Source organism: Pantoea sp. 18059, from assembly GCF_902706165.1.
Taxonomy (GTDB): Bacteria; Pseudomonadota; Gammaproteobacteria; order Enterobacterales; family Enterobacteriaceae; genus Pantoea; species Pantoea agglomerans.
In genome coordinates, this window is record NZ_CACSJS010000001.1 from 644,601 (window position 1) to 657,451 (window position 12,851).

General features: G+C 56.9%; 10 protein-coding genes. 4 read left to right on the plus strand and 6 right to left on the minus strand.

The window, feature by feature from the left end; genetic code table 11:
- The first annotated feature begins 15 nt into the window (after positions 1 to 15).
- Both araC and GVJ63_RS03060 read left to right on the plus strand, forming a co-directional pair.
- Positions 16 to 933, plus strand: coding sequence for an arabinose operon transcriptional regulator AraC (gene araC, locus GVJ63_RS03055; protein ID WP_003853440.1), 918 nt, complete (start codon positions 16 to 18; stop codon positions 931 to 933).
- 102 nt (positions 934 to 1,035) lie between these two features.
- Entirely contained in the window at positions 1,036 to 2,082 is a 1,047-nt protein-coding gene (locus GVJ63_RS03060) for an oxidoreductase (RefSeq protein ID WP_010670085.1), read from the plus strand.
- 82 nt (positions 2,083 to 2,164) lie between these two features.
- Here GVJ63_RS03060 and add read toward each other — a convergent pair whose 3' ends face one another.
- The 3 genes from add to malX form a co-directional block, all read right to left on the minus strand.
- Complete coding sequence (add, locus tag GVJ63_RS03065) at positions 2,165 to 3,160, minus strand: adenosine deaminase (protein ID WP_064691285.1); 996 nt, start codon at positions 3,158 to 3,160, stop codon at positions 2,165 to 2,167.
- Positions 3,161 to 3,303: 143 nt separating this feature from the next.
- Positions 3,304 to 4,476, minus strand: coding sequence for a MalY/PatB family protein (locus GVJ63_RS03070; protein ID WP_159226399.1), 1,173 nt, complete (start codon positions 4,474 to 4,476; stop codon positions 3,304 to 3,306).
- Between the two features lie 16 nt (positions 4,477 to 4,492).
- On the minus strand, positions 4,493 to 6,082 hold the full coding sequence (gene malX / locus GVJ63_RS03075) for a maltose/glucose-specific PTS transporter subunit IIBC (RefSeq protein WP_159226400.1): 1,590 nt from the start codon (positions 6,080 to 6,082) through the stop codon (positions 4,493 to 4,495).
- Positions 6,083 to 6,256: 174 nt separating this feature from the next.
- Between malX and malI the strand changes: the two genes are divergently transcribed.
- Positions 6,257 to 7,282, plus strand: a complete 1,026-nt coding sequence (malI, locus tag GVJ63_RS03080; RefSeq protein WP_010245345.1) for a Mal regulon transcriptional regulator MalI — start codon at positions 6,257 to 6,259, stop codon at positions 7,280 to 7,282.
- 42 nt (positions 7,283 to 7,324) lie between these two features.
- On the opposite strand, the gene GVJ63_RS03085 is transcribed toward malI, so the two are convergent.
- Entirely contained in the window at positions 7,325 to 8,824 is a 1,500-nt protein-coding gene (locus GVJ63_RS03085) for a YdgA family protein (RefSeq protein WP_010245343.1), read from the minus strand.
- 132 nt (positions 8,825 to 8,956) lie between these two features.
- Complete coding sequence (gene manA / locus GVJ63_RS03090; protein ID WP_159226401.1) at positions 8,957 to 10,132, minus strand: mannose-6-phosphate isomerase; 1,176 nt, start codon at positions 10,130 to 10,132, stop codon at positions 8,957 to 8,959.
- A gap of 199 nt (positions 10,133 to 10,331) precedes the next feature.
- On the opposite strand from manA, the gene fumC reads away from it, so the two are divergent.
- On the plus strand, positions 10,332 to 11,729 hold the full coding sequence (fumC, locus tag GVJ63_RS03095; protein ID WP_010670092.1) for a class II fumarate hydratase: 1,398 nt from the start codon (positions 10,332 to 10,334) through the stop codon (positions 11,727 to 11,729).
- 43 nt (positions 11,730 to 11,772) lie between these two features.
- On the opposite strand, the gene tus is transcribed toward fumC, so the two are convergent.
- Positions 11,773 to 12,702: a DNA replication terminus site-binding protein gene (gene tus, locus GVJ63_RS03100; protein WP_159226402.1), complete on the minus strand. Its 930-nt coding sequence runs from the start codon at positions 12,700 to 12,702 to the stop codon at positions 11,773 to 11,775.
- Positions 12,703 to 12,851: the final 149 nt, after the last annotated feature.

The following is a 12,851-nucleotide window of genomic DNA, read 5'->3' on the forward strand; positions in this document are numbered from 1 at the left end:
CTGAGTGAGGACGCTATGTATCACCGTGAATTACCGGCCGAGCAGCAAAACCCCTTGTTGCCGGGCTATTCATTCAATGCCTGGCTGGTGGCGGGGCTGACGCCCATTACCGCAGATGGCCCGCTCGATTTCTTTATCGATCGCCCGCACGGCATGAAAGGTTACATTCTGAATCTCACTATTAAAGGTAAAGGGCGGGTATTTGACGGCGAGCGGGCATTTGACTGCGAACCTGGCGAAATGCTGCTGTTTCAGCCGAAAACGGCTCACTATTATGGTCGCGCGCCGGACAGCCCGCAGTGGTTTCACCGCTGGGTCTATTTCCGTCCGCGCGCCTACTGGCACGACTGGCTGCGCTGGCAGGATGAGCAGGAGGGCGTGGGACGTCTGCTGCTGCCTGAATCGCTGCGCGGCGAATTTGATCGTCTGTTTGCCAGTATCGAACAGACCCACAATTCGGGCCGTCGCTTTGCGGAAGAGCTGGCGATGAACCTGCTGGAACGGCTGCTGCTGCGCGCCGTTGAAGAAGATCCACGCAGCCATCAGTTAATTCGTGATCCGCGCGTGATTGAAGCCTGCCAGTACGTCACCAACCATCTCGCCAGCGAGGTTAAGATTGAAGAGGTGGCGCGCCACGTCTGTCTTTCACCGTCGCGGCTGGCGCACCTGTTCCGCGAGCAGATGGGCGTGAACCTGCTGCGCTGGCGTGAAGATCAGCGCGTAATCCGCGCGAAACTGCTGCTGCAGACCACCCAGGAGCCGATCGCCTCGGTAGGACGTGAAGTGGGCTATGACGATCAGCTCTACTTCTCGCGGGTGTTCCGCAAGCGGGTCGGCGTCAGTCCCAGCGACTTCCGCCGCCGTAATCAGGATGCGCACGACAGTCTGGCCGCTCAGACCGCCTGGCCGCTGGCGCGAAGTGCTATCTCTTAGTTTTTTCGGGGAATTCCGGCTTGTCGTCATTTGGTTAATAGTCTTAAATCAATCAGGTTATCAACTAAGAGCCTGGTCAATCAGGCTCTGAGAGGAATCCAAATGAGCGATAAATTACGTGTTGGTCTGATCGGCTACGGTTTTGCCAGTAAAACGTTTCATGCTCCGCTGATTGCGGGGACGCCGGACGTCGAGCTGGCAGCCATTTCCAGTAGCGACGCCAGCAAAGTCCACGCCGACTGGCCTGCCGTTAAGGTGGTGGCTGACCCTCAGGCGCTGCTGGACGACCCGACGCTGCAACTGATTGTTATTCCTACCCCCAACGACACGCACTTCCCGCTGGCAAAAGCAGCGCTGAACGCCGGTAAACATGTGGTGGTCGATAAGCCGTTCACCGTGACGTTGTCACAGGCACGTGAACTGGATGCGCTGGCGAAAGCCAAGGGGCTGCTGCTGTCGGTGTTCCACAACCGCCGCTGGGACAGTGACTTCCTGACGCTGAAATCCCTGATTGAGGCCGGTACGCTGGGTGAAGTGCGCTACTTCGAATCGCACTTTGACCGCTTCCGTCTGGAAGTGCGTAATCGCTGGCGTGAAATGAAAGGCGCAGGCAGCGGAATCTGGTATGACCTGGGGCCGCATCTGCTGGACCAGGCGCTGCAGCTGTTTGGCCCGCCGGTCGCTATCACGGTTGATCTGGCCGAGATGCGTCCGGGCGCGCAGACTACCGACTACTTCCACGCGACGCTGACTTATCCGCAGCGCCGTGTCGTGCTGCACGCCAGCATGCTGGTCGCGGCAGAATCTGCCCGTTATACCGTCCACGGCACGCGCGGCAGTTACGTCAAATATGGTCTTGATCCACAGGAAGATCGCCTGAAGTCAGGTGATTTCCCGCCGCAGGAAGACTGGGGCTATGACATGCGTGATGGCACTCTGACGCTGGTTGACGGAGATTCCCTGACCGAAACGACCCAGCTGACCCAGCCAGGCAACTATCCCGCTTACTATGCGGGCATCCGCGATGCGATTGCCGGACGTGGTAACAATCCGGTGACAGCGGAAGAGGCGATTCATGTGATGGAGCTGATCGAGTTAGGTCTGCAATCTGCCGAGAAACGCCAGACGATGTCGCTGAAGCGCGTTTAATCGGTCGGTGCTTAAAACGCAATAAGTAAAAAAGCGAAACGGGCCGGATATCCGGCCCGTTTTTTGTCGCTACGCTTCAGGATTACTGCACCCGGGCGCGAAGAGCCGCTTTCTCTTCTTCGCTAAGGAACGCAATCGTCAGACCATTTTCCTGCGCCTGACGGATCTGCGCCGCGCTCAGACCGGCAGCCGGAGCGGCGTGATGATACTCATGCGCCAGTTCAATGCCCTGAACCGCCGGATCATCCGTGTTAATCGTCGCCAGAATGCCATGCTCCAGGAAGGTCTTCAGCGGATGCTGCGCCAGTGATGGCACGGTGCTGGTCTGGATATTGGAGGTCAGGCAGGATTCAATACCAATACGGTGCTCCGCCAGGAAATCCATCAGCGCGCGATCTTCAATCGCTTTCACGCCGTGACCGATACGTTCTGCACCCAGCTCCCGAATCGCCTGCCAGATGCTCTCGGGTCCGGCCGCTTCGCCCGCATGGACGGTCACGCGGAAACCGGCATCGCGCGCCTGGGTAAAGTGGCTCAGGAACTCGCTGCCCGGGAAGCCCAGCTCATCACCCGCCAGATCGACCGCGGTGATGTGATCACGATGGGCAAGCAAACCTTCCAGTTCGCTGAGGCAGGCATCTTCGCCAAAGGTACGACTCATGATACCGATCAGACGCACGTCGATATCGTGCTGCTGACGGCCTGCGCGCACGCCCTCAATTACCGCTTCAACCACACCGGCAATCGGCAGGTTGTGGGTCATCGCCATATAACCAGGGGAAAAACGCAGTTCAGCATAGTGAATGCCCGCGCGGGCGGCATCTTCGACATTCTCCTGCGCGATCCGGCGGCAGGCATCCAGATCACCCAGCACTTTTACACCCCAGTCGAGCTTCTGCAGGAAGCTCACCAGGTCAGGCTCATTCTGGCCGACCTGCACATGCGGACGCAGCGTCTCCAGCGTGGAAGCAGGCAGGGCGAGGTTAAACTGGCGACCTAAATCGAGAATGGTTTGTGCACGGATGTTGCCATCAAGGTGGCGGTGAATATCAGTCAGAGGAATTTTAGAATCGATCATGGCGCACTCGCTCAGTTGTCGGTGAAGTGCAGAGCATTATAAAAATATCTTGCGCAACAGCGCCAGCTATTTGCGCAACAGCTGCGCCGGATGCTGCTTAATTACGCATAACCGGCGAGCAATGGTTGCCTCGCCGGTTAATGTCAGCCCTGCAACTGATGGATCGCCGCAATCAGGCGTGAAACGCCCTCATCAACTTTGCTGCGCGGACAGCCAACGTTAAGACGCAAAAACCCTTTGCCTGCATCACCGTAGGTCGATCCGGGCATCATTGCGACCCGTTGCTGGATCAGCGCCTGTTGCAGGGCTTCTTCAGGAATGCCCAGCGGATTGATATCGAGCCAGGCGAGATAGGTCGCCTCGGGAATGTGCCAGTTCAGTGCGGGAAACTCAGCGTTAAGCCGATTGGCAACCAGTATGAAATTACCATAAAGATAGCTGCGCAGGGCATCCAGCCAGGGTGCGCCTTGTTGGTAGGCGGCAACGTGTGCCGTGACGGCCAGCACGGCCGGAGAAGAAAGGCCGTCAGCATTTTTCAGCGCCTGAAACCAGGCGGCTCTGTCTGCCGCATCCGGGATGATTCCCCACGCACCGGTCAGTCCCGGCACGTTGAAGCTTTTCGACGCCGAGGTAAACAGCGCCCAGTCACTGCGCGCCACGCTGGCCCACGGAGTATGGGGCTGATTACCCACTATCATATCCATATGGATTTCATCGCTGATCACCCGCACGCCGTGACGATCGCAGAGCGCCGCCATCTGTTGCAGCTCAGCTGCTGTCCACACTTTGCCGGTGGGATTGTGAGGGCTGCAGAGCAACAGGATTTTGCAGCGCGGGCGCGCCAGCCGCGTCTCCAGCGCGGCCATATCACATCGCCAGCTACCGTTATCCCGCTGCAGCGGCATCTCCAGCACCTGTCGCTGATTGCCGCGTACCGTTTTGTAAAAAGCATCGTAGGCGGGAGTGTGGAGCACCACTTCATCATCCGGGCTGCTCCAGCGGCGCAGCATCTGCGCCACCATATAGATCACCGAGGGTCCATAAACCAGCGTGTCAGCATCGGGCTGGTAGCCGAAACGGCTGGACATCCAGTGGCAGCAGGCGGAAAGAAAATCGTCATGCTGCCAGCGACTGTAACCCAACACGCCGTGTGCTACGCGCTGTGCCAGCGCCTGCTGAACCGCTGGCGCGGTTCTGAAGTCCATATCCGAAATGGTAAACGGCAGCAGATCGGGGACGCCAAAGCGGTCAGCCACGAAATCCCACTGGGTCGACCAGCTGCCGCGGCGATCGATGACTTCGTCAAAGTTAAACATTATCGGCTCCGGCACTTCAGGCAGGGACATTCATCAGGTGTGACAGTTCATCTTTCACCGACTGCACCTGTGGACCAATAACCACCTGCAAGCTGGTCTGATTAAGATGGACCACACCTATCGCGCCGTTGGCTTTCAGCGCCGCATCATCCACTTTACTCATATCCGCCAGGGTCAGACGCAGACGCGTCAGACAATTATCCAGCGAGGTAATATTCTCCACGCCGCCAAGTGCCGCCAGAATAGCCGGTGAGTTATAGCCAGATTTACCTTTACTGGCATTGCTGACCTGCTGCGCAACCGCACTGGCACTTTCCACTTCGCGTCCCGGTGTTTTGATATTGAAGTGCAGAATGGCGAATCGGAAAATCAGGTAGTAACCAACAAACCATATCGCTGCAACAACGGGTACCCAGTACCATTTGGTCGACAGCCCGTGCAGCACACCAAACACCACAAAGTCGATGATATTGCCGTCTGTATTGCCGATAGTGACGCCCAGTATCGCCATGATGCTGAAGCCAACGCCGGTCAGCAGGGCGTGGATCAGATAGAGGAACGGGGCGACAAACAGAAACAGGAATTCGATAGGTTCGGTGGTGCCGCCGACCACGCAGGCCACCACACCGGAGATCAACAGGCCTTTGATCTTATGACGATTCTCCGGGCGGGCGCAGTGATAGATGGCCAGGGCAGCACCTGGCAGACCACCCAGGAACGCAGGCATTTTACCCTGTGACAGGAAGCGGGTCGCGCTTTCAGCAAAACCGTGGGTTTCCGGGCAGGCGAGCTGCGCCTGGAAAATGGTTAAGGCACCGCTCACGCTCTTGCCACACACATCCAGTGTGCCGCCTGCATCGGTAAAGCGCATGATGGCGACCAGAATATGCTGCAGGCCAAACGGCAGCAGCAGACGTTCGCCGGTTCCAAAGATCATCGGGCCAAAATCACCCGCGCTGTTAATCATCCAGCCTAATCCGGTGATACCCCGCGCGAAAAAAGGCCAGATCAGCGGGACGACCAGTCCCAGTAAACCAATCACCAGCGTGGTGATAATCGGCACAAACCGGGTGCCGCCAAAGAAAGCCAGCGCATCGGGCAGTCGGATGTTATGAAAGCGCTCATGCAGCCAGAACACCACAATACCCACAATGACCGCGCCCAGAATGCCGGTATCGATCGACGGGATCCCCAGGATCGGCTGAACGTTGTTAGCTTTCAGCACGGCGGCATCGGTGGTTGGCAGAATGCCGTGGATATTGAGCCAGAAGTTGATGCTGAGGTTTAGCACGGCATAACCCACAAAGCCGGCAAACGCTGCCACGCCCTTGTTCTCGCGCGCCATACCCAGCGGAATCGCAATAGCGAACATCACCGGCAGATAGCTAAAGGCGAAAGATCCGAGTTTGGCCATCCAGAGAAACAGATATTGCAGCCAGGGGTGATCCAGCACAGGTAACAGGGTCAGGACATCACGACTGCTCAGCGAACTGCCAATCCCGAGCATGATGCCGCAGAAGGAAAGCAGGGCAACCGGCAGCATAAAGGTTTTCCCCAGACTCTGGAAAAATTCCCAGACGGACATTTTTTGGTGAGAGGGTGACATGAACGCTCCTGGATAAACGGACCACTGAGTGAAGTGGCGGGATGATAAAACGTTTTACCTGGATCTTATGCGCGCTGAATCACACTCTTCAGGTCATGGACGATATAATTCTGACGTCATAAGGTGTAACGTTTTACCTTGTTTTCTAATGCTGTAGTTCAGTTGAGTAATCTGATGAGTAAAATCACCATCAATGATGTTGCGGCGGCGGCGGGCGTGTCGGTGACCACGGTATCGCTGGTGTTATCCGGCAAAGGACGGATCTCTGCGGCCACCATGGCGCGCGTGAACGAGGCCATTGAGCAACTCGGTTTCGTGCGCAACCGTTCGGCAACCATGCTGCGCGGGGGTGAGAGTGGCGTGATTGGCTTGATCGTCCGCGATCTCAGCCAGCCATTTTATGCCGAAATGACGGCAGGTCTGAGTGAAGCGCTGGAGAAGCAGGGCAAATTGCTGTTCCTGACGCAGAGCGGCGCCCAGGGACAGCATCTGCATCGCTGCTTTGAGTCACTGGTCGCTCAGGGAGTGGATGGCGTGGTGCTGGGAGGCGGTGCCGATAAGGCCAGCCAGATTGTGACACGGGCCAGAGAGGTGAATATGGCCTTAGTCTGTGCCGCGCGCGCCAGTAGCCTGGAGGAGGTGGACGCTATCCGCCCCGATAATGCTCAGGCTGCGCGTCTGGCCACAGAATACCTGATTCGTCAGGGGCATCAGCGCATTGCCTGGCTGGGCGGTCATAGCGCATCACTGACCCGGGCAGAACGTCTTGGCGGCTACTGCGCCACCCTGCTGCAATATGGGCTGCCGTTCCGGCCGGAGTGGATTATTGAATGCGGTAACACGCAAAAAGAGGCGGCTGAAGCAGCGGTACAGCTGTTTCAGCACCATCCGCGGCTGACTGCCGTGCTGGCCTATAACGCCACTACCGCGCTGGGATGCTATTTTGGGCTGTTGCGCACCGGGCGAACATTCGCCCGGGGTGCAGTCGACAGCTATTACGATCAGCAACTGGCTCTGATGGGCTTTGGCGATGAACCGCAGGCGGAACTGACCGATCCGCCGCTGACGTTTGTCACCAGTTCAGCCCGGGAGATTGGTCGTGTGGCAGCTGAGCGTATCCTGCAACGGATAGCGCAACCCGATGCCGCCCGGCAGAACGTGATTATGCCGCCGCAGCTGGTTATTCGCGGCTCGGCATAAAAAAGGCGACCCGGAGGTCGCCTTTAAAAGAAAAGTAGAGAATTACTGCGGCATCCCTTCGCTGGTCGGCATACCCAGCATATAGCGGGAGAGGAACTGCTCCAGCGTCATTTTGTCGCCGTTCATGTTCACCTGACCGTTGGTATACTGCAGGCTGGTGACGATATTGTTATCCTGCTGCTGGGTCAGGCGGAACATCTGACCCATCGCCGCCAGTCCTTTCACCTGCTGATCTGCCAGCTTCTGTGCGTCATCGGCCTGATATCCTTCAGCCAGTCCCACTTTATGCATGGTTTCGGTCGCCATTGGCATATTGATGACCAGCTTGCTGTCCAGACTCTTCAGTACCCGATCAACCATGGCGCTGAGTGTCTGGGCTTCGCCGGTCACCGCAGAGGGATCGTTGAAATTAGCGTTCAGGTTAAAGGTGCTTTCACCTTTATCATTTTTCCAGCTCAGCGGGGCGATACTGATCGCAGGTGAGCCCTTCAGCAGCATCGGCAGGTTGCTCATCAGAATCTGATGCACACCCGCCTGGTAGCGGATAGGATCTTCCGCGACGCCAGGCTGGCTCAGCAGTTCCTGCATCTGCGCGTTGTAACGATCGGAGAAGGCTTTTACCGCCTGCGCATCAAACTGTGACAGTTTCATCTTCAGCGCTGCCTGACCAAAATCCTGCTTCTGCAGCTGAATGCCTTCAACTTTGTAGTCGATATTGCCGCCAATCTTACCGGCACTGTTATCGAAAGAGGAGGTGCCTTTCATTTTGTGCAGCGTCAGGGCGTCCTGACCATTGATGCTGGCATTGACCTTCTCAATATCCACTGACTGGTCACCAATACGCACGCCTTCCGGGCTGAGATGGGTGTTACCGCTCAGCTTCAGACCATTAATGGTGAACAGCACCGGCTGGCCCATCTCATTTTTACTGGTCAGCGCGAGGCTATCAACGTCACTGTCCAGCGACACTTTGTCGCCTTTGTTATCCGCGCTGACGTTGAAGGTGCCCCCATTGGTGGCAAGACGCTCGCCGCTTTGCGCATTCTGATAATCAACCGGCAGAACGCGCAGCGCCGTATCGGTGGCACCGCTGTAGCCGATACGGGTATCGGCGTTAATCAGCGACTTGTTGCCGGTCAGCTCAAACAGCTTTTTCACCGCATCGGTGTTAGCCAGTTCGGTATGAACCGACGCCATGCTCGGGATCAGATTGAAATGCTTCAGCTGAGCAAACGGGAAAGGGCCATGATCGATGGTTTCGTTCAGGATGATGCTCTGGCCTGGTTTCAGCAGGGGATTATCTTCCGTCTGCGAGTTGGCCTGAATCACCAGATTCACTTTGCTGCTGAACACGCCGCGCTGATAGTCCTGATAGCTGATCTTCAGTCGGCTGTTAGGGGCATAAGCATTCAGCTGGGCATTGGCGTTCTGCACCAGCTCATCCCTGTGGCTTTCAATCTGCTTGCCGGTGAACCATGCCGCGCCAGTCCAGACTACGCCCAGTGCGATGATGACACCTACGGCAACATTGGTCTTTTTCATTGCTGATTCGTCCTTATCCTTGAGTCCGCTTATGCCGCAGGTTTACCCCAGCGACTGAAGAAAAACGCCCGCAGGCGTTTAAAAGCTAATAGGTTGAAATAATAGCAGTTAACAGGCACTCCGTCAGCCGCTTCACCCTAAGTCGTTAAATACCCGCGCCAGTCGGCCCGTGCCTGCGACCGTTACGGGGGATTCGCTGGCGGCAATGAAGCAGGATTCACCTGGTTTCAGCGTTACCTGCTGCTCGCCTTTGGCGATCACCGTCTGGCCTTCAATGCAGAAAAGCACTGTGGCGCTCTGCTGCGCCAGCGGCTGTGGCTCTGCGTTCAGGGTATGAATGGCAAAGGCAAAATCCTCCACCGGAATCGGGAAGCGCAGCGCGTTGCCCTGTTGCTCCGGCTCAGTCAGCAGGGTGCTGGCAGGCTTCTCTTCAAACTTCAGGTTCGCCATCAGCTCGGCGATATCGATATATTTCGGGGTTAAACCGGCCCGCAACACGTTATCAGAGTTTGCCATCACCTCCAGCGCCACGCCTTTCAGATAAGCGTGCGGGGTCTCCGCGTAGAGGAACATCGCCTCGCCCGGTTGCAGCGTGATTACGTTCAGCAGCAACGGCGAAAACAGGCCGCTGTCGTCAGGATACTCTGCCGCAATCATGCGAATGGTCTGCCACGGCTCACCCTGTTGTGCATCAACCGCGGATTTCAGGATGCCCAGCGCCAGCGATTTCGCCTCACCCTCCAGTGACAGCAGGGTAGAGAAGAGCGCGGCCAGCGTATCCTGATCGGGATGCTGCAGAAAATGGGCTATCTGTGGATGTGCGCCCGCAACCGGCTCCAGCAGTGAGACCATCTCCGTCAGGGTGCGAAAGCCATTCATCGCCTGGAAGGGCGTCAGCGCGTAGACCAGCTCCGGCTTGTGGTTGGCATCTTTATAATTACGCTCAGCAGCTGTCAGCGGAATACCCGCCGCATTCTCACGGGCAAAGCCCACTTCGGCCGCGCGTTTGCTGGGATGGACCTGAATCGACAGCGGCTGATCGGCAGACAACACTTTGAACAGGAAGGGCAGTTCACCAAAACGCTGTGCCACCGCTTCGCCCAGCATGGCGGCAGGCGCGGCATCAATCACGTCACGCAGCGAACGCTCGCTGCCCTGGTCAATCACGGTGGAGGGGCTTTTCGGATGTGCGCCCATCCAGAGTTCCGCCATCGGCAGCCCCTGTGGATTAGCGATTCCGTAAAGCTCAGTCAACGCAGTTTTGCTGCCCCATGCGTAGTTTTGCAGCGTATTGTTCATTTTTTGCATTGTATAACCCTTTATCACGGGAAATTATTGCCAGTATTAAAGCAGAAACTGCCGGTAAAAATACATCTCCAGCGCAAAAGGACGCTAAGCTCTGATAATGTTAAATTATTGTGTATTACTATCCTGACCGCCCGGCAGTCGATCGTAATGACGTACCGGGCGGTCATTCTTTTAAAAACCAGATGAAGGAGACGTATTCATGGCAGCCAATCGCATTGAGAAAGATTCAATGGGCCCCATCGACGTACCGGCAGACAAACTGTGGGGCGCGCAGACACAGCGCTCACTGGAACACTTCCGCATCTCAACCGAAAAAATGCCGACCGCGCTGGTGCATGCACTGGCATTGACCAAGCGCGCCGCGGCCAGCGTTAACCGCGATCTGGGACTGCTGCCCGCTGACCGCGCCGAGGCGATTGTCAGCGCGGCCGATGAGGTGCTGGCTGACAAGCATGCGGATGAATTCCCGCTGGCGATCTGGCAGACCGGTTCCGGCACCCAGACCAATATGAACATGAATGAAGTGCTGGCGAACCGCGCCAGTGAAATCCTTGGCGGCGAGCGCGGAATGGCGCGGCTGGTTCATCCCAACGACGATGTGAACAAGAGCCAGAGTTCCAACGATGTCTTCCCGACGGCGATGCACGTTGCCGCCGTTATCGCCTTGCGCGAACAGCTGATCCCTCAGATTCAGGTACTGAAGAAGACCTTAAGCCAGAAGTCCGACGCCTTCAAAGATATCGTCAAGATTGGCCGTACTCACCTGCAGGATGCCACGCCGCTGACTCTGGGCCAGGAGATTTCCGGCTGGGTGGCGATGCTGGAGCATAACCTGAAGCATATTGAGCTGAGCATTCCGCACGTGGCGGAACTGGCGCTGGGCGGCACGGCAGTAGGTACGGGCCTGAACACCCATCCGGAATATGCGGTGCGCGTGGCGAAGGCGCTGGCCGATCTCACGCAGCAGCCATTTGTCACTGCGCCAAACAAGTTTGAGGCGCTGGCAACCTGTGATGCGCTGGTGCATGCGCATGGCGCGCTGAAAGGGCTGGCCGCCTCGCTGATGAAAATCGCGAACGACGTGCGCTGGCTCTCTTCCGGCCCGCGTTGCGGCATCGGCGAAATCGCCATCCCGGAAAATGAGCCAGGCAGTTCCATCATGCCGGGTAAAGTTAACCCGACCCAGTGCGAAGCGATGACCATGCTCTGCTGTCAGGTGATGGGTAACGATGTGGCGATCAATATGGGCGGCGCATCCGGTAACTTTGAGCTTAACGTGTTCCGTCCTATGGTAATCCATAACTTTCTGCAATCGATTCGTCTGCTGGCGGATGGCATGGATAGCTTTAATCATCACTGCGCGGTCGGCATTGAGCCGGTGCGTGAGCGCATCGATCAACTGCTTAACGAATCGCTGATGCTGGTGACGGCGCTGAATACCCATATTGGCTATGACAAAGCGGCAGAAATTGCCAAGAAGGCGCACAAAGAGGGGCTGACGCTGAAAGGCTCGGCGCTGAAGCTGGGTTATCTTACCGAAGAGGAGTTTGATGCCTGGGTTCGTCCGGAAGAGATGGTCGGCAGCATGAAGTCGTAAGGTTTGAGTGAGTCAGAGGCCAGCGAAAGCTGGCCTTTATTATTTATATCGGACAATCGACCCACAGATGCAGTCTGGGGATCAAAAGATTCAGCGGTTCAGCGGCAGGTTTATAACGATGGTTAATATTATCGGCATCGTAGTTAAGCAATTCGCCCAGAACCGGAACCTGGCTGCGATCGCGACAGATAGCCAGAATCGGTGAAGGACAGGCCAGCTGAGTTTGTTTTTGTTCATCCGCGCGCCAGACGCGTGCAACCGGCTGGACTTTCACCGGGCGCTTGATTTTCAGCCGTGCCGAGGCGGGCAGGGCGCGCACGCTTGCCAGCTCCTCCTGCACTTTTTCCGCCCACTGTTCACGTGACCACGGCGCTTTTGCACGTCCCGACTTCAGGCTTTTTTCCAGCTGGGCGATCACCTCTTCACGCTTGAGATTCTTGATAATGTGCTTGTTGGCCCAGCCGAAACGCAGGCTGTCGGGTGCGCTCAGCAGGGTGATAGTGCGATAGGCATTCAGGGTAATCAGCCCGCGCAAATGCTGGTGGACGAACTCAAAACGCGCCTCACTCGGCAGGCCTGAGTCCACCGTAATCAGCTGCTCCAGCCGTGCTTTCAGCTGATTGATGACGTCGACCAGCGAGCCGATCTCCGCCTCCTGCTGCGCGTCGCATTCGATACAGAGCGCGCCAGGTAAGCGCACGGCAGCCTTGGTGCTCAGCTGTTCTGACTGATGCTGCATAAACAGGCGGCAGTAGTGATCAAGCGCCATCTTTAACGCGCTCTCCCCGAGATGCTGCTCGACAGCAATCCGGGTGATCGCTTCATGTTCGCGGCCTTTAACCACCGGCGGCAGGCTGAAGACGCGGGCGATCAGCAGAGGCTGCGCTTCAATCTGCTGACGCAATTCACCCAGCGCCAGTTCCAGGTCATTTACACATTGATGCATATCAGCCACTAAGTCGTAGCGCGTCATGTTGTGCCTCCATAGTTACAACGTCCACAATGTGGCAGAAGCCTGGCGAGGATGCAAGCACCATATAGTTACAACATACTATAGGTGGTTTACTCAAAACCGTGCGGCCTGCATGGCTATCCAGTCAAAAGAGCATCACGCATTTTGGC